This window comes from Bradyrhizobium sp. 35 (genome assembly GCF_023073215.1).
In the GTDB taxonomy this organism is placed as follows: Bacteria; Pseudomonadota; Alphaproteobacteria; order Rhizobiales; family Xanthobacteraceae; genus Bradyrhizobium; species Bradyrhizobium canariense_D.
Genome location: NZ_JADPJC010000056.1, coordinates 25,360 through 44,018 on the forward strand (window position 1 = coordinate 25,360; position 18,659 = coordinate 44,018).

The 18,659-nt window shown below is 63.1% G+C and carries 18 protein-coding genes; 2 read left to right on the top strand and 16 right to left on the bottom strand.

The window, feature by feature from the left end; all coding sequences use genetic code 11:
* Positions 1 to 7: 7 nt before the first annotated feature.
* From IVB36_RS11940 to IVB36_RS12005, 14 genes are all read right to left on the bottom strand, one after another.
* Positions 8 to 1,132, bottom strand: coding sequence for a glycosyltransferase (locus IVB36_RS11940; RefSeq protein ID WP_018460377.1), 1,125 nt, complete (start codon positions 1,130 to 1,132; stop codon positions 8 to 10).
* Positions 1,129 to 2,217, bottom strand: a complete 1,089-nt coding sequence (locus IVB36_RS11945) for a glycosyltransferase (RefSeq protein ID WP_204511967.1) — start codon at positions 2,215 to 2,217, stop codon at positions 1,129 to 1,131. Before IVB36_RS11945 ends, IVB36_RS11940 begins: the two co-directional genes overlap by 4 nt.
* A complete protein-coding gene (locus IVB36_RS11950) occupies positions 2,214 to 3,344 on the bottom strand; it encodes a glycosyltransferase (RefSeq protein ID WP_018460375.1) in 1,131 nt (376 codons plus the stop codon). The genes IVB36_RS11945 and IVB36_RS11950 overlap by 4 nt, the downstream gene beginning before the upstream one ends.
* Entirely contained in the window at positions 3,341 to 4,444 is a 1,104-nt protein-coding gene (locus IVB36_RS11955) for a glycosyltransferase family 4 protein (RefSeq protein ID WP_018460374.1), read from the bottom strand. The genes IVB36_RS11950 and IVB36_RS11955 overlap by 4 nt, the downstream gene beginning before the upstream one ends.
* Positions 4,441 to 5,727: a TIGR04295 family B12-binding domain-containing radical SAM protein gene (locus tag IVB36_RS11960; RefSeq protein ID WP_018460373.1), complete on the bottom strand. Its 1,287-nt coding sequence runs from the start codon at positions 5,725 to 5,727 to the stop codon at positions 4,441 to 4,443. Before IVB36_RS11960 ends, IVB36_RS11955 begins: the two co-directional genes overlap by 4 nt.
* Positions 5,724 to 6,788, bottom strand: coding sequence for a GDP-mannose 4,6-dehydratase (locus tag IVB36_RS11965; RefSeq protein WP_018460372.1), 1,065 nt, complete (start codon positions 6,786 to 6,788; stop codon positions 5,724 to 5,726). Before IVB36_RS11965 ends, IVB36_RS11960 begins: the two co-directional genes overlap by 4 nt.
* Complete coding sequence (locus IVB36_RS11970; protein ID WP_026234015.1) at positions 6,788 to 7,900, bottom strand: NAD-dependent epimerase/dehydratase family protein; 1,113 nt, start codon at positions 7,898 to 7,900, stop codon at positions 6,788 to 6,790. Before IVB36_RS11970 ends, IVB36_RS11965 begins: the two co-directional genes overlap by 1 nt.
* A gap of 209 nt (positions 7,901 to 8,109) precedes the next feature.
* The gene (locus IVB36_RS11975) at positions 8,110 to 9,315 is read right to left on the bottom strand and encodes a phosphopentomutase (protein ID WP_204511965.1); all 1,206 of its coding nucleotides are present in this window, start codon (positions 9,313 to 9,315) and stop codon (positions 8,110 to 8,112) included.
* Complete coding sequence (locus IVB36_RS11980; RefSeq protein WP_018460369.1) at positions 9,303 to 10,256, bottom strand: beta-xylosidase; 954 nt, start codon at positions 10,254 to 10,256, stop codon at positions 9,303 to 9,305. The genes IVB36_RS11975 and IVB36_RS11980 overlap by 13 nt, the downstream gene beginning before the upstream one ends.
* A complete protein-coding gene (locus IVB36_RS11985) occupies positions 10,253 to 11,020 on the bottom strand; it encodes a TIGR04290 family methyltransferase (RefSeq protein ID WP_018460368.1) in 768 nt (255 codons plus the stop codon). Before IVB36_RS11985 ends, IVB36_RS11980 begins: the two co-directional genes overlap by 4 nt.
* Positions 11,017 to 11,826, bottom strand: coding sequence for a nucleotidyltransferase family protein (locus IVB36_RS11990; protein WP_247391525.1), 810 nt, complete (start codon positions 11,824 to 11,826; stop codon positions 11,017 to 11,019). The genes IVB36_RS11985 and IVB36_RS11990 overlap by 4 nt, the downstream gene beginning before the upstream one ends.
* A 2-nt stretch (positions 11,827 to 11,828) precedes the next feature.
* Entirely contained in the window at positions 11,829 to 12,932 is a 1,104-nt protein-coding gene (locus IVB36_RS11995) for a glycosyltransferase (protein WP_018460366.1), read from the bottom strand.
* The gene (locus IVB36_RS12000; RefSeq protein ID WP_018460365.1) at positions 12,929 to 13,528 is read right to left on the bottom strand and encodes a histidine phosphatase family protein; all 600 of its coding nucleotides are present in this window, start codon (positions 13,526 to 13,528) and stop codon (positions 12,929 to 12,931) included. The genes IVB36_RS11995 and IVB36_RS12000 overlap by 4 nt, the downstream gene beginning before the upstream one ends.
* Entirely contained in the window at positions 13,528 to 14,628 is a 1,101-nt protein-coding gene (locus tag IVB36_RS12005; RefSeq protein ID WP_026234013.1) for an inositol-3-phosphate synthase, read from the bottom strand. Before IVB36_RS12005 ends, IVB36_RS12000 begins: the two co-directional genes overlap by 1 nt.
* Positions 14,629 to 14,982: 354 nt before the next feature.
* On the opposite strand from IVB36_RS12005, the gene IVB36_RS12010 reads away from it, so the two are divergent.
* Both IVB36_RS12010 and IVB36_RS12015 read left to right on the top strand, forming a co-directional pair.
* Positions 14,983 to 15,270, top strand: a complete 288-nt coding sequence (locus tag IVB36_RS12010) for a hypothetical protein (RefSeq protein WP_018460363.1) — start codon at positions 14,983 to 14,985, stop codon at positions 15,268 to 15,270.
* Positions 15,271 to 15,282: 12 nt separating this feature from the next.
* Complete coding sequence (locus IVB36_RS12015; protein WP_245288576.1) at positions 15,283 to 16,245, top strand: hypothetical protein; 963 nt, start codon at positions 15,283 to 15,285, stop codon at positions 16,243 to 16,245.
* Here the strand turns inward: IVB36_RS12015 and IVB36_RS12020 are convergent.
* Positions 16,220 to 17,002, bottom strand: a complete 783-nt coding sequence (locus IVB36_RS12020; protein ID WP_247391526.1) for a Crp/Fnr family transcriptional regulator — start codon at positions 17,000 to 17,002, stop codon at positions 16,220 to 16,222. The two genes, IVB36_RS12015 and IVB36_RS12020, sit on opposite strands and share 26 nt — an antisense overlap.
* 574 nt (positions 17,003 to 17,576) lie before the next feature.
* Entirely contained in the window at positions 17,577 to 18,584 is a 1,008-nt protein-coding gene (locus IVB36_RS12025) for a cupin domain-containing protein (RefSeq protein ID WP_198293418.1), read from the bottom strand.
* Between the last annotated feature and the right edge of the window lie 75 nt (positions 18,585 to 18,659).

The window sequence follows — 18,659 nt, forward strand, 5'->3', positions numbered from 1 at the left end:
CTGCCTTTCAGATTTGAGCGACCTGCATGGGACGCGAGGCGGGAAGTTGCGGGGCTTTCCGGCGGCGGCGGACCGACGCCTCGGCGTAGTAGGTCTCGACTTGCCGGGCGCGGTGGTCGGAGGTGTGGTCAGCCAGAACGCGGCGCCGTGCGTTTTCCGCGATCGTGCGCCTTTGCTCCTCGGGCATGTCGCGCAGGATCTCCACGACGTCGCGGGGGCTCGATGCGAGCAGGATTTCCCGGGAAGGCTCGAAGACGGTCTCGATTCCAGGCCACCGGTCCGAGATGACGGGCGTGCCGCACGCGGCCGCTTCGAACAACCGAACGCTAGGCGAGAAGCCGAGCGCGCGCATGTCGGCGCGGGTGGCGTTTAGCGTAAAGCGTTGCTCTGCGTAAAATCCCGGATGATGTTTGGGCGTGAGGTGCTCGATCCGGGCGACATTGGCGGGCCAGACCACCTCATCGGGATATTGCGCGCCGGCGACGACGAATTGCTCGCGTGAGAGAGTGCGAGCAGGGGCGAGCAGCAGCTGCTCCAGAACCGGCTGCCGGTCCTCGCTGTAGGTTCCGAGATAGCCAAGTGCCCATTTCTTCTCCGCGCGTTGCGGCGCGTAGATGTCGGTGTCGGCACTGCAATACAGCACCCGAGCCAGCGGACTGCCATAGTTCTCCTCGATCATGCCGGGCACCGGGCCGCCGGCAAAGGACAGGTAAAGGTCGAAGCGCGGGATCATCGCCGCGGACAGATAGTTCAGGCCCTGCTCGAGCTTCGCAAGCGTGACAGGCGTGTCAATGTCGTAGAAGGCAGTAATCCCCCGGGCGTGGGTCGTGATCCATTCGGAGATCGCGATGCCGTCGGGCACGTAGGAGCCGATGACCACCAGATCGGCATCCCGGATCATCTTTCCGAAACGCTGCGGGATGTCCTTCAAGGATTGGTAAAGCTCGACAGTCCAACCGGAAGGCTTGGCAAGATCACGATGCTCGCGATACCAGGGGACGTCGCGTTCCAGAAACGTGACGTGGTGACCTCGTCGTGCCAGGGCTTCGATCAGGGCGCGATAGGTCGTGGCATGACCGTTGCCCCAGGACGAAGTAACCGAAAGACCGACGACGACGATGGTGAGGTTCATTCTGCTGCCTCGATTCGCGAACTGCTTGCGGCAAAGAGATCGTTGAACTGGCGGGCGCGCTGCCGGTAGGTGTGATGGCTCAGAATGCGCGCACGAGCGCGCGCTGCGATCGCCTGAGCCCGCTCGGGGCGCAGTGCGGCAAGATGCTCTGCGACCTCCGCCCCGCTCGCGGCCACCAGCACCTCGCGATCTGGCTCGAGAAAATGATCAATGCCGTCCCACTGGTCGGTGATCAGGCAGGCTCCGGCACCGATGGCCTCGAACACGCGCGTTGGCGGCGAGAAGCCGTAGCGCGCCATGCTGTCGCGATTGACGTTCAGCGTAGCCAGACCGGAGCCGAAGAACGCGTTGTGGTCGCCGGTCCCGACATGCCCGACCTTATGCAGATTGGATGGCGTGTCTTTGGAGTCCCACCCCGATCCACCGAGCACGAACGTTTTGTCGGGCAATTGGCGCGCGACGTCGAGAAAGAACCGCTCGACGCGCTGCTCGCGGTCCGGGAGGCGGTTTGCCAGCAAGCTCAGATCGCACGTGAAGTGTGGATTGGGCGGCGCCGGAAAGTGCGTGGCGGGGTCGAGCGCATTGTAGATCGGCACGCAGTCTCGCGCGCCGATGCCGCGATAAGCGGATACGACAGCATCGCCGCCGCCATAGGTCAAAACCATGTCGTAGGATCGGATCGCATGGCGCAGATGATGGTCTGGATTGTCCGCCACGGACTCCAGCGTCGCGGGGGCATCGACGTCCCAGTAGATGCGCATTGCATTCGACGGAATGTCGGCGACCGCGTTCTCCAGCTCCCGATCGAAGACGCCGACGCCGCTGGCTTTGACCAGCATGTCGGTCGAGCGGGCGGCTTCCTCAAGCGAGCTACGCCAGCCCTCGGGCGTCGCGGCGTAGACCACCACCTTCGCCCAGTCGGGATCGTCGATGTCGCGATGGGCCTGGCGCTCGAAGGCATCGGGCTCGAAGAATGTGACGTCGTGGCCGAGGGCCGCAATCTCCTTCAGCATGCCGCGGTAATAGGTGGCGGCACCGTTCCAGTAGGATGAGACGAGGCTGGATCCGAAGAAGCAGATCTTCATGCGGAGGCTCCGATGTATCGCAGGGGCTGTGTCGCGTGGCTTGAAGCCCTGAGGTCCTGCACGATGCCGACAAGCTGCTCCGCCCGGTGACGGCAGGTGTGACGCTCCTTGATCGCTCGGAGTCCAGTCTCCACCGTGGCTGACCATAATTCCCGGTCATCGAGGAGCGCACGAAGCGCCCGCTTCATTGCGGTGCCGTCGGAGGCGCTGAGATAGGCACCTTCCGGGAACAGGCCTTCCGCGTCCGACCAGGGGGCCGAGACCATTGGAATGCCGCACGCCATCGCCTCGAAGATGCGAATGGTCGGAATGCCCGGTAGCAAGCGGACATAGGGACCGCGGGGGACGTGGACAGTCGCGCGTGCGCCGGCGAAAGCGATGGGAGCCCAGTGTGCGGGCAGCCAGCCGCCATACCGAATGCCCCCCGCCTGAATGGTCGCGAGGGCTGCGTCCGAATAGCGGACGCCATAGACGCCCGCGCGCAGCTTCAGCTCGGCCACGGGTTCGACCAGAAATTCGTTGAGCTCGGCGCTGCGTTCGCCGTCGCCCCAATTGCCGATCCAGACGACATCGTCGGTGCGCTCGATATGCGGCAGCGGATGATACAGGGCGATGTCGGCCGCCTCGTGCCAGGTGAAGGCTCGGTCCGCCCAGCCGAGCTTCAGATATATTTGGCGAAGGACCTCGCCGAAGGCGAGCACACCGTCGAAGCCGTCGAGGTCGAACTGCGCGAGTTCGTCCGGTGCGCTGACGGCGCGATGATGGGTGTCGTGGAACAGCAACGTGAAGGGCGCGCCGTGAGCCCGTCTCGATCCGATGTCTGCGATCAGATCAGGCGAATTCCATTCGTGGACGATGACGAGATCGGCGCCGTGCAATGCCTCATCGAGATCAAGGGAGGCGTCGTAGCGGCGGATGCCGATGCCGGGAAACAGCGTTGGAATATCCTCCATCGTCTGACTGCCACCCTCGCGGATCGCATTCAATCGGCTCCAGCCGTCGATCGGCTCGAACACGACGACCTCATGACCGAGCGCGTGAAGTTCGCGGGCATAACCGCGCAGGAAATGGGCATTGCCGTTGTTCCAGCAGGAGGTGAACGCGTGATAGAATAGAACGCATTTCATGCGCGTACCTCCATGGGGGCAGGCGCGTGATGGACGGCAAGCAGCTCCTCGTAGAGGCTGAGATAGGCGCTCGTGGTTCGGGTCAGCGAGTAGGTCAGGGAATGCTCAAAGGCGGCACGTTGCAGCCTCACCCGCTCGCGATCGTCGGTGCACAGACCTGCGAGCGCTCGATGCAGCGCCTTGCTGTCGGTGGGATCGACGAAGAGCGCGGCCCCGCTCCACAATTCCCTGAAAGTCGGAATGTTGGACAGGACGAGAGCGCATCCCGCCGCCGCGGCTTCCAGAACGGAGAGGCCGAACGGCTCATAGAGCGCGGGGCTGGCGAAGATGCCGGCCTGCCGCAAATGCGCGCGCATGACTTCGTGAGGCAAATGCCCGAGCCAGGTGATGGAAGCCGAAGGGCACTCATCCGCCGGGCCCGCGACCTGAACGGGCCAGTCCAGCCCAGGCGCCGCGGCCGCCAGGACCTCGATGTTCTTGGCGCGGTCCCAGAGCCGGCCCGCCGCAAAGATCACGTCTTGCTTCCGTCCCGCAAAGCCCTGAGGGCCAATTCCATTCCAGATCACGATGCCGCGCGAGCGAGGCCGATAAATTTCCGCAATGTCATCGTGGAAGGACTGGCTGGGACAAACCCAGGCCTGTGCCGTGTCGAGTGCGGCCGTTACCCGTTCGGTGTAGCTGCGCCATTTCGGTTCGCGGAGCCAGCTCGTATCGTGGCAGGCGTGCCCCCAGGAGTTGACGCAGGAATGCGCGACGACCATCACAGGAGCGCGCCAGGCGAAGGCCGCCTCGCGAAAACTATTGAGGTGAACGACGTCAGGCACGATTCCGGCCTCGAGCTTCGCAAGGACGCGCCTGGCCTGGACCAGATCTTGGCCTTCCGGATCCTGCCATTCGAGTGCAAGGTCCGTTTCGATCAGGCGGACCCGCGAACCACGCAGCATCTCTAGCTGGCCGGCCTGCGCGCGCGGGCCCATCGTCACCAGGGTAACGTCGGCGCCCTTCGAAGCAAGGGACGAAGCTAGAGAAGACGAGTAGGTCCAGACGCCTCCGACAGTATCGGTCGTCATCAGGATTCTGAGCTGCGAGCTGCGGCTCATGATGCCACCTGCAGTTCGAGAGCCTCGAGCGGGACCGGGCGATCGTTCTGCACGTCGCTGAACTGGTCGAACATCGCGAGATAGTGCCGGTGTGCGCGCTCCCAGGCGAAATCGTCGGGCTCGCCCCACAGCTTTCGATAATCCGGCGACCCGGGATAGGGATACAGCGGGACCGGATCGTTGGCCCAGATGCCGGCATCCTGCATGGTGCGACGCCAGCGCTGCACGATGGGGTCATCGTCCTCGGGGACTTCGATCAAATTGGCCTGGACGAAAGGAACGTGACGGCGCGCTTCGACCAGCCGTTCGGCAAGCTGGTCGGTCGTCATCTTGCAGTTCTTGGCGAGCGCGGCGCGACCCTCGACGGTGAGGCTTTCGATGCCGGCTTCAATCGAGACGCAGCCGGCGCGGCCGAGCAGAGCCAGCATGTCCGGCTTCCAAAGGTCGATGCGGGTCTGCACCCCGAACTTCAGTCCGCGTGTGGTCAGCCCTTCCAGCAGCTCCGCGTTCGGAAGGAAAATCTCGTCGATGAAATAGACATATTCGATGCCTTGACGGCGCAGACCGTCGATCTCTTCGAGAACGATAAGGGGGGGCCGCTTGCGGTAGGCGTTGCGAAAGTTCTCCTTGGCGCAGAACGTGCAGTTGTACGGACATCCCCTGGATGATTCGACCTCGGCGCCTGGCGCCTGCGGCTCGGCTTCGAAGCGGTGATGGTGATGGTGGTGTCGCCGGATCATCTCCTCCGGCCAGTCGAGCGGCGGCTGATCCTTGAACGCGACGGCCTGCGGGCCGCCATTGACGCGGAGCGATGCGCCATCGGCAAAGCACAAGCCCGGAAAGTCCCGTTCGCCATTGGCTAGACGCAGCAAGGACGCCTCGCACTCGCCCATCACGACGATGTCGGTGCCGAGCTTTCGAAGCGCCGCCCTTGGCACGGTCGAGCCATGGGGACCCACCGCGATGAGGATCGGAGCCAAGTCGCGCACCGCCATCGCAAGCTCCTGCGGAACGCGGAGCTCGGGAGGGGCGCAGCGCCAGAACAGATAGGTCGGCGCTGTCGTGATGACGATCTGGTCGGGGCCGAACGCGCGCAGCTCGGCTTCGATCTCGGTGAGAGAAAGGTCAAACATGTGGGCGTCGAGCAGCAGCGTCTTGTGCCCGGCCGCCTTCAGGTAGTGCTCGGAGATCCCGAGTTCGAGCGGAAGGTGAGGCGATCGGCAGCCGAAATAGATGCTGCCGCCAAAGTCCCAGTTTGGGTTGATGAGGGCAACACGCGTCATGCGAGCGCCTCGCGGTTGTCTTGTGACGATCCGAACCGGCCGGCCAGCCAGGTGTGAAGGGATCGGAGTCCGTCTGCGAATGAAATCTGAGGTGCCCAGCCGAGCGCGCTGGAGAGCGCGCGCGTGTCGGTCACGTACCAGGGCTGATCGCCGGGCCTCCAATCGGCAAAGCGATAGGCCACCTTGCGGCCGGTCAGATCGGTGATGCGGTCGATCAATTCCAGCAGACTGATCGCGTTGGCCGGACCACCGCCGAGATTGAATACGCGCCCACGGGCGAGCGCGATGCCATCGAGCACGGCGAGCCAGGCCGCGGCCGCGTCGGAGACGTGAAGCGCATCGCGGACCTGATGGCCGTCGCCATAGATCGTCAGCTCTTTGCTGCGGATAGCGCTGAGCAGGAAATGCGCGATCCAACCCTGATCCTCGGTGCCGAATTGACGGGGCCCGTAGATGCAGCTCATGCGCATTACCACGGTCTGGAGGCCGTAGACCCGCGCATAGTCGTGGACGTATTGATCCGCCGTTCCCTTGGAGCATCCATAGGGGCTGTAAAAGTCGAGCGGCGCATTTTCCGAGATGCCGGCCGCCAGCAGGCCGCTTTTCGGCGTGTAGCGGCGGCCGGTGAGCGCGATGTCGCCATCATCGATCAGGCGTCCGTAGACCTTGTTGGTCGAGGCGAACACGATCGGTGCGGCGTTGTTGTGGAGGCGCACGGCTTCGAGCACGTTCAATGTGCCACGCGCATTGATCTCGAAATCGGCGGCCGGATCGCTCACGCTGTCGGTGACGGCGACCTGGGCGGCCAAGTGCAGCACGGCGCGGGCTTCGCGTACGGCGTCGATCACCGGGATCGGCTCGCGAATGTCGGCCACGGTGATTGTGACCCGGTCGCCATGCCGGGACTTCAGCCACTGCGCATTCTCCCGCACGCCGGTGCGGGCGAGGTTATCCAGGATCAGCACCGGCTCGCCGCGCTCCGCGAGGCGGTCGGCGAGGTTGCAGCCGATAAACCCGCAGCCGCCGGTGATCAGGACGGGTCTGTTGTCTCGTTCACTCATCACGCGACCAATCCTCGTTGCTGCAGCTCCTTGGTGGCTCGCTCCGCCTGATCGTCGGCGATCTGGTCGGCGAGATATTCCGCCAGCTCTTCGAGCCCGTCCCTGAATGCGACGCGAGGCTCGAAGCCGAGCACGTCGCGGGATTTTCCCATATCGGCGAAGCAGTGCCGGATGTCCCCGGCGCGATATTTCCGCGTCAGCTCGGGCGCAATGTCGCGGCGCCCCATGACTTCGGCCAGATCCTCCGCGACCGACAAAATGGTGCGACTCTGACCAGAGCCGACGTTGAAGACGTCCTGCGCATGCTCCGCCTCCAGCGCCATCCGGCAGGCGCGGGCGACGTCATGGACATGGACGAAGTCGCGGCGCTGCCGGCCATCCTCGAACACGAGGGGAGGACGGCCGTTGAGCAGCCGGGCGGCGAAGATGGCCAGTACGCCGGTATACGGATTGGACAGGGCCTGACGTGGCCCGAACGCATTGAAGAAGCGTAGCGCCACCGTCGGAATGCCATACGCCTTGCCTGTGATCAGGCACATGCGCTCCTGCGCATATTTGTTGAGCGCATAGATCGAGCTCAGCGAAGGCTGCTTTGTCTCCGGCGTAGGGACGGGATCGAGCGGGTTGCCAGCGGCATCGCGCAGCTCCCAATCGCCGCGGCGAAGCTGCTCGACCGCCCGCTCCTCGCAGGCGACCACGCTCTGATCGGCGCTCCGGTAAAGGCCCTCGCCGTAAATACTCATGGACGAGGCCACCACGAGCCGCGCGACCGGGCGCTTGGATAGTGCTTGCAACAGCACGGCGGTACCGAGCTCGTTGGTTCTGACGTAGGGTTCGATGTCATACATGCTCTGGCCGACGCCGACCGCTGATGCGAGATGCAGGACCATGTCGGTGCCGCGCAACGCATGATCGACCGCGAGAGCGTCGGTGACGTCACCGACGACGAGCTCCGCGTCTTTGGCAAGATAGGCGGGACGCTGGCGGTTGCCTCCGTGGACCTGCGGCGAGAGATTGTCGAGCAGGCGGACTTCGTAGCCGGCCGCGAGCAGCGCGTCCGCTGCATGCGATCCGATGAATCCCGCACCTCCAGTGATCAATACTCGCGTCATTCACCGCTCCGTGCCGCCGTAAGATCGATCCTGCGGGATCAATCCGTGATGAGAATGAAAGCGCGCTGCTGTTCTGGTCGAGCGACCGGCGCGCCAGTCACATTTGGAAGTAGAAGCGGTGCAAGGAATGTTCGTTCCTGCGAAACCTACAAACGAAAATTTCTCTAACCTGGATCAATAACCCAGGTGAATCTGCGCGGTGCAGCAGGCTAAAAATACACGCCGTGACCCGGTGCCTGCAGCTCGAGATGGCTCGCGACCGTCGCGCCGATGTCCGCAAATCCGGCGCGCTTGCCGATCGGAGAAGTTAACCGCGCGCTCCACGCCAAAACCGGCACTTGTTCCCGCGTGTGATCGGTACCGCTCCAGGTCGGATCGCAACCATGATCAGCCGTGATGATCAGGAGATCATCCTCGCGCAGGCGGTTCAAAAGATCCGGAACTCGCGCATCGAAGGCTTCGAGCGCCGCTGCATAGCCTGCCACATCTCGGCGATGGCCGTACAGCGTGTCGAAATCGATGAAATTGGCGAACAACATCCCGCCCTCCGCGAGAGAGGCCAGCCCATCATACGTGGCATCGAACAGCGCTTGGTTGCCATCGCCGCGCAGGTTCCTCCCGGTGCCGCGATGGGCGAAGATGTCGTCGATCTTGCCGATCGTTACGATGTCACGGCCTGCGCTCTCGGCAAGATCGAGGATCGTTCGCTCCGGCGGGGGGACGGAGAAGTCCTTCCTGTGCGCTGTTCGCTTGAAGTCACCTACCGACGTGCCGATGAAGGGGCGTGCGATGACGCGCCCGATGTTGAGGGGGTCGACCAGTCGGCGTGCAACACGGCAGACCTCATAGAGGCGTTCGAGACCGAACGTCTCCTCGTGCGCTGCGATCTGAAACACGCTGTCGGCCGATGTATAGCAGATCGGTTCGCCCGTTCTGATGTGACGCTCGCCGAATTCGGCGATGATCTCCGTGCCGGAGGCGTGACAGTTCCCGAGGATGCCGGGCACTCGAGCCTGTTCGCACAGGCTCTCCGTCAGGTCGCGCGCGAAGCATGGCTTGGTTCTTGGAAAATAGCCCCAGTCGAATGGCACCGGCACGCCGGCGATCTCCCAATGGCCCGAGGGCGTGTCCTTGCCTTTGGAGATCTCGCTCGCGCAGCCAAATCGCGCATGCTCAGTTGGGCCATCGAGCCCCGGCGGCACGCGCCCGGTGGCGAGACGGCAAGCCTGGCCAAGGCCGAGCGCAACCAGATTGGGAAGCTGAAGCGGCCCCTCCCGGTGCGGTCCGTCGGCATTGCCGGCCATGCACATCTCGGCAATGTGGCCGACGGTATCGGCACCCTCGTCGCCGTAATTGATGGCATCGGGCGCGGCGCCGATCCCGACGGAGTCCATCACCAGGATCACGGCACGCATGTCGGCTCCGAGATGGCCGGGCGCGAAGACGCTGCGGACGGCGCGAGCCCGGTTTTCGCGCAATAGCGTTCGACCATCTGCGCGCAGAACTCGGCGAACTCGTTCACGTCGAGCGGCGGGCTGGTGTGATGAGGCTCGATACCCCGATGTTCCGGGGTGAAGCAGAAGGTCACCGTGACCTGAAACTCGGCCAGCGCGTCCATCTGCCGATCGAACCAGTCGAGCGCATTGGGACGGAAGCTGTCGGCCCAGGACAGGCCAGTCCTGAGATGCTGCACGCCCAGCCGGCGCATCCAGCGCACGGCGTCGTCGAGGCGGTGGTCCTCGAAGTGAAACCACTGGCACAGGCCCATCGCAGGTGCATATTGGGCGAACAGGTCCGCCGAGGCTTTCGGCGTTCCGTCCTCGCGTAGCAGGCCCATGTGAAAATGCCTGTAGTAGGATGAACCTTCAGCTTCCTTGTGCCGGGTCGTGGCCTCCCAACTCGAAGGCAGATCGTAGAGGCTGTACCAGTGAATGCGCGGAGCGCGGCCGATCAACAACTCCGCCGTTCGGGTCAGGCCCCAAGCCTGCACCTCCTCGGCGCCGAAAGACGAGACTCCCACCTCCGTGACCCAAACAGGCAGCGGGGTGACGGCCTTGATCTCGTCGATCTTGGCCGGCCATTCCGCGATCTGCCACAGGTTCCAGTCCAGCGGAAAGCCGTGCACGGCCACGACATCGACATGATCGAGTACGCCGCGCGCCTGCATGTTGCGCAGGAAGGACGGATCGATCGGCGATATGCCGCCAAGCACACGTGGGAGTGTGGGATGCGCGCTGCGGATCGCCTTTCCGGCAGCGAGCGACAGGCTCGCGAACATGGTCCAATCCGGATCGATCAGGATGTCCCAGTGCGACTTGTTGTTGGGCTCGTTCCAGATCTTGGCGGCTTCGATCATCGGCCAGTCTCCCGCGACGGATAAACCGGACCTTCCGCCTGCGGCCTTGTCACCCGTTTGCAGAGATAGACTTCCTCTTCCGGATGCGCCGCGATCGCAAAGCCGGCGCTGCGCAGCATGGCTTCGGCGCAGGCGCGGTTCGGCACCCACCAATTGGTGGGGTCGTCGGCATATTTGTTCTCGATGAAGTGCAGCTTTGGATAGCCCGGGGAATCGAACTGATCGGTGGTCCAGAAGTCATAGTTCTTGTCGAGGGAATCCACGCGGCTGTCGCCGCGCTGCATCGACTGGAACAGCAGGAGATCGTCAGCCACGTGCTCGTGGATCAGGTCGAGTGCCAGCAGAGGGTGCCGCAGGTGGTAGAGCACGCCCATGAAGATCACGAGATCGAATTTTTCGCGCAGCTGGCCGACATCATAGGCTGACATCTTGCGGAATTCGATCCTGAGCCCGTTCACCTCGGCCGCGAAGCGGGCTTGCGCGAGATATTCGTCGTCGGTGTCCAGGCCGAGGACGCGCTCGGCGCCGCGCCGCTTCATCTCCATGGCGTAGAAACCGGCATTGCAGCCGATATCGAGCACGGTCTTGCCTTCGAGGCGGTCCGGAATGATCCCGGAAAAGCGGCGCCATTTCACGTTGGGATAGTCGCCGAGAAAGTGTGAAGGCGCTGTCGGCACGCCGTTCAGGTCCAGATTGTGAAACCATGGCCCGAGCGCATCGACGCGCTGGCGGATTTCCTCGCGGGAGAGGGCGCCTCTGCTCATGCGGTCACTCCATTGTTCATTGCGGAGGCAGGGCGGATTGCCTCCGGCGAACCGCCGGCCAGCAGTCGAGAGCGTCCGTTCCCGGCGGAGCTTTCCGCGAGCAACGCCATTGCCGTCCGGTAGCCATCGATGGTGCCGACGTCGACATAGGATTCGCCGGCCTTGACGCCGAGACCCTGGCCGCCGCCCGCGATGTAGGCATTGACGAGCGTCCCGAAATATTCATCGCGGCGGTCGCGCTTCGTCCACAACGACTGAAGCTCGCGAAATCCGTGGCCGGACATCTTGAAGGCGCCCCATATCCATCTCGACACCGCATCCGGCTGCTTGACCTGGATCTCCGTGACGCGATCGCCGTCGAGCACGACGGCATCGAAGAACTCGGGATGTTCGACCGGAAACAGCAGAAACGACAGGTCGGCGGCCGGCAACGTCTGCAAGGCCGCCTTTGGGAACCATACGGTATCCGGAAGTCCGACCAGGACGTCTTCGTCGTGGCCAACGACCGTGCCCGCCCTGAACACGGCATCGCACAGCCCCGACGCATCGGGCTGCACGACATAGGCGAGCTGGGCGCTGCCATAATGATCGCCGAAATATTCGAGGATGTCCGATTTGCCGGGGGAGATCACGAAGCAGATCTTGTCGGCGCCCCCAAGGATCAGCCGCTCCAGCAGATATTCGGAGACGGCGCACGGACGGTCGATGCCGTCGTCCCGTTGGCTTCCGACCGGAAGCAACTCCTTGGAGAAGGCGAGCGGCTGGATGCGGCTGCCGCGGCCCGCGGCCGGAACGATGCCCCACATGATCAGGCCTCCTCGGGTTGCTGTCGGCGCGCGCCGAGCGATGCCGTCTGCTCGAGCAGCCAAATCAGTTCGGCTGCGCGCTTGTCGGATGTGTGCTGATCCATGGTCCGTTCATAGGCGCGCCCGGCAATGTGCTGAAGCTCGGCGTCGGCCATCGTCAACGCAGCAAGCGTGTCCTTCGCATCGCATGCGATCAGGATCTCCTGCCCAGGTACAAAGAATTCATCGAGTCCCGGCCAGTCGTCGCTGAGCAGCGGGGCCTTGCAGGCAGCGGCTTCGAACAGGCGGCCGGAGGGGCACCAGCCCATCTCGGCCATGGCGCGGCGCGTGACGTTGAGTGTCAGCCGGGATGACGCAAAGAACGCCGCGTGCTCCGACGGCGGCAAGTGCTGCACGAAGTAGATGTTTGGCGACCAGGGAAAATCTTCCGGATATTGTGCACCTCCAATCAGGAAGCGCAGATCCTGCCTGTTACGTGCGGGTTCGACGAACAGAGCCTCGAGTGCGCGCTGGCGATCCTGCGAATATGTGCCGAGATAGGACAGATCCGCACGGTAATGCGGCTGCGACGGCACCGGCCGATGGATGTCCGTATCGACGTGTCCGTAGAGCGGGCGGACGTTGCAGGCGCCGAGCCTGTCGCGAAATTCGTTGCAGATGCGGGAGCCGCCGGTGAAGCTCAGGACCAGGGCGAAATCCCGCAGGCCGCGCGGCCCGATATAGGGAACGGCCTCGCCGGCCATCAGCTTCGTCAGCGTGACCGGCGTGTCGAGGTCATAGAACACGGGCACCGCACGACCCTCGGACAGGACAAGCTCTGTCGCGGCGATCGCGTCGGGACAGTAGGACGTTATGATCGCGACATCTGCATCACGGATTTCGCTCCGCGCCAAAGGCAGCACATCGTCCCAGTTCGAGAACAGTCGCAATTGCCCGCCGGGCAGTTCGTGCAAATCCCGCGCGCCCGCGTAGTAGGGCACGTCGCGCTCGAAAAAGACGACGCTGTGGCCGGCTCGCGCGAGATGCTTGCAAAGCCCTCGCCACAGGGTGGCGTGACCGTTGCCCCAGGACGAGGAAATTGTCAGGCCGAAAATGACGATCTTCACGCTGGCACCCGCTGATTGATCCCGGTGATCTTGAGTCCGCGATTGTCCACGCTGAGGGTGCTGACGCTGCCGGGGTCGATCTCGATCGAGAGGAAGTCGTCGAGCTCTTTCCGGGAATAGTGCAGCAGCGCCGCGCGGATCGGTTCGGCATGGCTGACGGCGACGACGACGGTGCCGCTACCATGATCGTTGCGCAGCTGCTCCAGATGGGCGACGACGCGCTTCTGAAGCGACCGCATGCTTTCGCCCCCCGGCGGGCGGTTCGTTCCGCGTTGTTCGTTCCAGCGCGACCAGCGGGGATCCCGGGCGAGCGCCTCGAACGACAGTCCGGTCCATTCGCCGTAGTCGAGCTCGTCGAGTGCCGGCACGATCTCGACCGGCAAGCCGAAGCGCGCCGCCAGGATGCAGGCCGACTGCATGCAGCGCCGCTGCGGGCTCGACTGAACCATGCTCGGCGGGGGCGTGAAAGTATCGGCGCATCGCGCGATTTCCTCGCAGCCGAGATCATCGAGCTCTACGCCCTTCATCCGGCCACAGAGCGTGCGGCCGAGCAGGGCATGATGCCCGTGGCGGATCAGATGAATGATCTTCGCCATCAGGTATACGCCTTGTCGTCGATGAAGGCGCGCGTTCGCCGTCCGGCCTCTTCGTCCGTGAACTGCTGAGGCGGCGACTTCATGAAATAGCTCGAGGGGCCCGTCAGCGCGCCGGCCTGCCCGCGGTCCATGGCGAGCTTGGCGCAGCGGACCGCGTCGATCACGACACCCGCCGAGTTCGGGGAGTCCCAGACTTCGAGCTTGACTTCCGCGCTCAAGGGAACACCGCCGAACGTGGTGCCCTCCAGGCGGATAAAGGCCAGCTTGCGGTCGGTCAGCCACGGCACATGGTCGCTCGGGCCGACATGGATATTATCGGCATCCATGGGCACGTCGAACTGGCTGGTTACGGCTTGGGTTTTGGAGATCTTCTTTGATGTCAGCCGCTCGCGCTCGAGCATGTTCTTGAAATCGGTGTTGCCGCCGATGTTGAGCTGGTAGGTTCTGTCCAGCCGTACGCCGCGTTCACGGAAGAGATTGGCGAGCACACGGTGCAGAATGGTGGCGCCGACCTGGCTCTTGATGTCGTCGCCGACGATCGGCAGGCCTGCATCCTCGAAACGCCGCCGCCAGTCGGGATTCGAGGCAATGAAGACGGGGATGCAATTGACGTAGCCGCAGCCGGCCTCGATCGCGCGCGCGGCGTAAAATTCGCTCGCACGCTGCGAGCCGACGGGAAGATAGGACACAAGCACGTCCGTGCGCGAGGTCGCGAGCACTTCGGAGACGTCGGCTTCCGGGACATCCGCAATCGGGACGTCGTCCTTTAGATAATGGCCGACACCGTCCATGACGGGGCCGCGTTGGACCATGACGCCGGTGGGGGCGACGTCGGAGAAGCGGTGCGTGTTGTTCGGCGCTGCGAAGATCGCCTCGGCCACGTCGCGTCCGACCTTGCCGGCATGGACGTCGAAGGCCGACGCGACCTGAATGTCGCTGATGTGGTAGCCGCCGAGATCGGCGTTCATCAGCCCAGGCACCGGTTCATTCGATTTGGCGTCCCGGTAATAGGAGAGCCCTTGAACGAAGGAGCTCGCACAATTGCCGACACCGACGATGCCGACGCGCACGCGCCGCCTGTCCTGAAGACGAGAATGCATGGCTAGAGGCCCTCCGGAAGACGTGCAGCGTTAAGGCATGCAGTGTTGAAGAGATGCAGTGTTGACGTAAGTACGTCGGCGAACGTGGGGAACGTATGTTCGTTCCTGAACTCACTGCACTATGTCCGCCTCACGTCGGATTCCGGCCGAAAAAATCTCGCGCGCTTAACCTGGGATAGAATCCCGGGCGGGTTGGTGGGAACGAAAAGCTTCCATGATGAAGATGAAGAAGATGATGTTTTGAGAGAGTCCGGCCTACGAAAGAACAAATGCTCGCGCCCGGCGTTCACGGCGAAACAGTCCGACGCGAGGGCCGATCCGTCGCTCGCTCCTTGTCAGCAATCGAGGTGTCACATGTCATCCAAATCACAAACCAGCGAAGCCCAGCAGACCACCAGCCATGATGTGATCCGGAAATGGGCGGAGGAGCGCGGCGGAAAGCCTGCAACGGTCAAGGCCACGGAGGAGGACGGACACGCCGGTATCCTGCGCATCGATTTCGATCCGCCCGACGAAGGTCTCGATCGGATCAGCTGGGACGAATTCTTCGCCAAGTTCGACGAGGCCGGCATTGCCTTCCTCCATCAGGACCAGACCAAGGATGGGAAGCCGAGCCGCTTTCACAAATTCGTACGGCGCTAGTTGGATCGCCACGTGTCGGGCAGCTGGACCGAGGCGATGCGGGCAGGCGACTTCGAACGCGCCTGGGCAATCAATGACCGCGATCTGGCAATGCTTGCGTATCCACCCAAGCACACCGGGCCGCGTCACCTGCAGCGGATCTGGCGTGGTGAGGAACTGAGGGGCAAGGATGTGCTGGTCCGCTGCTACCACGGGCTCGGCGACACTATCCAGTTCCTGCGCTTCATGCGGCCGCTTCGTGACGTCGCGCGCCGCGTCACGGTCTGGTGCCAGGGCGAGCTTCTGCCGCTGGTCGAGCGAGCGGCTGGCGTCGATCGGGCCTTCGCGCTCCATGATGGTGCACCTGAGGTCGACTTCGAGGTCGATATCGAGATTATGGAGGTGCCGCATGCCATAAGGGCGAGGCGAGAGCAGGTCGAGATGCGCGCACCTTACCTGTCGTTGCCGACCAAGGTCGAACCAGCGCTCCCGCAAGACCGAGGTCTCGAACTCAGGGGCCTTGCCGTGGGCCTGGTTTGGGAAGTCGGCAATTGGGACAAGCGGAGGACCGTTCCGCCGTCCCTGTTGGGACATCTTGCCGTTCCCGGCGTGACGCTCTGCTCACTGCAACGCGGGGCCCGAACGTGCGAACTGGCCGAGATCGGCGCGAGGGACGTCAGCACGCCTGACGTTACGGTTCTCGGTCATCTCCTCCAGCGGCTCGATCTCGTCATTTGCGTCGACACTATGGTGGCCCATCTCGCGGGAGCACTCGGCTGTGAGGCGTGGGTCTTATTGCATGCGGATTGCGACTGGCGCTGGCCGGCATCCGAGGCCCATTCCCTTTGGTATCCGAGCCTGCGGCTGTTTCATCAGAGGACACCAGGCAACTGGGATAGCGTCCTTGAAGAGGTGCGGGAGGCCCTGATTGCACGCTCCGCAAGTTTCCAAGGTGTCGTCCGAAAGGAGCTCAAGCGAGCGCAAGGTCCGCCGTAAGTGGCCTGAGACGCGAGGACGACGCATCGTCGCGGCTGGACAAAATTCTCAGGTAAGTCGGATCGAATCTTGCGAGCCGCACGAGTCCCTGCCAGTCCGTGATCGTTACCGTCTTGCCCTGCCATTGCAGGAGATTGCATCGTCGCAGTTCCTGAATCGTGCGGTTGGCGTGGACCGGGGAGATGCTGCATGCTGCCGCAAGGTCCGATTGGGTGAAGGGTGACGGCAGTCTGAAATCTCTCGCCAAGCCGACGCTTTGCAGCCGGGTGGTGATCTCGCACAGCAGATGCGCCACGCGCGTCAATGCATCACGGCTACCCAGGTTCACTGTCCAGTTGCGCTGAATGGCGTGGGTGGTGAGCAGCATCAGCAGCAATGCGCGAGACATCGCGGGCGAACGCGCGGACAAATCGTGAAAGAAGCGGTGTGGCACGAGAGCGACGATGGCAGGGCCGAGCGCGATCAGGTTGCCGTCAACGCGAGGACGATAAAGCGTGTGTAGATCGGCGATGTCACCGGGAACATGGATTGACGTGATCTGCCCGTCCGCACTCTCTGCATCCTGCCACGACAGATATCCCTGAAGGAGCAGGCAGCACTGGGTGGCATCATCGCCATGCCGCAAAACGGCCTGACGCGAACCGAGATGCGCGATTGTGCTTGCCATGTCCGCGAGCAGGTGGAGATCGTCGGCCGTTACGGGAGTGAGGCTCGCCAACCGGTCGGCGAGCTTGGAGAACGCAAATCCTGCCTGCATTGGTCGCCTAATAACTCAGAACCCGTCCCCAATTTGATCGATGAGAACGACAGAGCGCATTAAACTTTGATAGTTTTACTCCATGCAGGTCATTGTTTGTCTGCCCAGCATGCGCCCAGAAGTGCGAGGGCGATCGGTCAAACGGTTCCGGAATAGTAGACGGCGCATGCGATCGTCCTCAAGGATCGGACGATTCGGGAACCGGAAGCGCGAGTCGCGCTCAGGCGAAGCATCTGTGTTTCTCGCGGCGGGATCCGCGGAGATCGCGCTAGTCATGCTCATACTGTTCCGAGAGAAACTGATTGATCGCGTCGAAGGCCTGCAACCGGTTCTTCTCCAGCAGGACCATGTGCGTGCCTTCGCCGATCTCGACCCGTCGCCGATATCGCGCGGGTTTGTGCGCACTGAAATTGGCGTGCGTGACGCGTGCCCGTGCTCCAGGTCCACGCCGAGGGCACTAGGACGTGCGTATCAGCTGGTCACATGCTCCGCTGTGCGAGATAGACAAGAGGTGCGATTCCGACCGTCCAGGGCCGGTTTGACCCGCTACGGCTCTCGCCGCGACGGCGACGCATCATTTCCTGATCGTCCCCCTATGGAGGCTCGTTCTGAAACTTGACGCTTGCGCAATCAATTGCGTTGTCAGCGTTGCCGCCATCGCGCAGGCGCCAGGCCGAATTCCCGGCTGAATGCTTCTCCGGATCCGTAACCCACTTCCTCTGCGATTTGGTCGATCGGCTTGCGTGTTTCTCGTAGGCTCACCTTGGCTGCCTGAAGCCGCCAGATGGTCAGATACCGGATTGGTGGCACCCCGATCAGGGTTGTGAAGCGGTCGACGAAGGCGCTCCGCGACATCGAGACTTCTCTCGCAAGGGACTTCCGCGGACCACGGCAGCCCGACGTTATGATGAATGGAGGCGAGCGCGCGTCCGATTTTCGGATCGGCAATCCCCTTCAGCCATCCTCCATCTTGATCGGTGTATGTCACGGAATATTGCCGCATCGCCTCTACGAACAGCAGTTCGGAAAGCCGAGACATCAGGTTTGACGAGGCGAACCTGCCGGCCGTCAGTTCGCCGGCTGCATATCGCACTGAAGCCTCGATCCAGTCGCGTGCGACCCCCTCGCGAATGTCGAGCTTCAGCACTCTTGGCAGGGCCGCGATCAACGGATTATAGGTTTCCTCGCTGCCGAGAAAACCGCACACGATTTGCGCCGGCTCACCGCCTCCGCCGTGCATAATTTTTGCCAGCCCCCCATCCGGTGACGGCTGAATGAGATGACGCGCGTTTGTCGGTACCAGACCCGCGTCGCTGGCGAGTGTATGAACATCGTTTCTGGGCAGCAGTACGATCTCGCCGGCCCGCACCTCGACTGTAGGTTCGCTGTCGACGCTGAGCAGAAATTTTCCGGCGATGACGAAGTGGTAAGCGATCAGCAGCGAGGGCTTGACCGCGAAGGTCACGCAGTCCTCAGCGACGATCTGCGTATGGACGCTCCACGGCGCGGTGAACCGCGCATCCAGAAAAATGCCGCCGGTCAGGCGAACCGATCGAAGCACTTCCGATAGCGGATCGATCATTAGGCTAATCTCAGATTTGGACGATCGGTCAACTGATCCGGCTGGGCGATCATTCACCGTGGCGGTCCCCGCGCT

What these genes read in the sequence shown, in the direction of transcription:
- IVB36_RS11940 (WP_018460377.1), bottom strand. Translation starts at nt 1,132, where the DNA reads ATGAACCTCACCATCGTCGTCGTCGGTCTTTCGGTTACTTCGTCCTGG.
- IVB36_RS11945 (WP_204511967.1), bottom strand. Translation starts at nt 2,217, where the DNA reads ATGAAGATCTGCTTCTTCGGATCCAGCCTCGTCTCATCCTACTGGAAC.
- IVB36_RS11950 (WP_018460375.1), bottom strand. Translation starts at nt 3,344, where the DNA reads ATGAAATGCGTTCTATTCTATCACGCGTTCACCTCCTGCTGGAACAAC.
- IVB36_RS11955 (WP_018460374.1), bottom strand. Translation starts at nt 4,444, where the DNA reads ATGAGCCGCAGCTCGCAGCTCAGAATCCTGATGACGACCGATACTGTC.
- IVB36_RS11960 (WP_018460373.1), bottom strand. Translation starts at nt 5,727, where the DNA reads ATGACGCGTGTTGCCCTCATCAACCCAAACTGGGACTTTGGCGGCAGC.
- IVB36_RS11965 (WP_018460372.1), bottom strand. Translation starts at nt 6,788, where the DNA reads ATGAGTGAACGAGACAACAGACCCGTCCTGATCACCGGCGGCTGCGGG.
- IVB36_RS11970 (WP_026234015.1), bottom strand. Translation starts at nt 7,900, where the DNA reads ATGACGCGAGTATTGATCACTGGAGGTGCGGGATTCATCGGATCGCAT.
- IVB36_RS11975 (WP_204511965.1), bottom strand. Translation starts at nt 9,315, where the DNA reads ATGCGTGCCGTGATCCTGGTGATGGACTCCGTCGGGATCGGCGCCGCG.
- IVB36_RS11980 (WP_018460369.1), bottom strand. Translation starts at nt 10,256, where the DNA reads ATGATCGAAGCCGCCAAGATCTGGAACGAGCCCAACAACAAGTCGCAC.
- IVB36_RS11985 (WP_018460368.1), bottom strand. Translation starts at nt 11,020, where the DNA reads ATGAGCAGAGGCGCCCTCTCCCGCGAGGAAATCCGCCAGCGCGTCGAT.
- IVB36_RS11990 (WP_247391525.1), bottom strand. Translation starts at nt 11,826, where the DNA reads ATGTGGGGCATCGTTCCGGCCGCGGGCCGCGGCAGCCGCATCCAGCCG.
- IVB36_RS12000 (WP_018460365.1), bottom strand. Translation starts at nt 13,528, where the DNA reads ATGGCGAAGATCATTCATCTGATCCGCCACGGGCATCATGCCCTGCTC.
- IVB36_RS12005 (WP_026234013.1), bottom strand. Translation starts at nt 14,628, where the DNA reads ATGCATTCTCGTCTTCAGGACAGGCGGCGCGTGCGCGTCGGCATCGTC.
- IVB36_RS12010 (WP_018460363.1), top strand. Translation starts at nt 14,983, where the DNA reads ATGTCATCCAAATCACAAACCAGCGAAGCCCAGCAGACCACCAGCCAT.
- IVB36_RS12020 (WP_247391526.1), bottom strand. Translation starts at nt 17,002, where the DNA reads ATGCAGGCAGGATTTGCGTTCTCCAAGCTCGCCGACCGGTTGGCGAGC.
- IVB36_RS12025 (WP_198293418.1), bottom strand. Translation starts at nt 18,584, where the DNA reads ATGATCGATCCGCTATCGGAAGTGCTTCGATCGGTTCGCCTGACCGGC.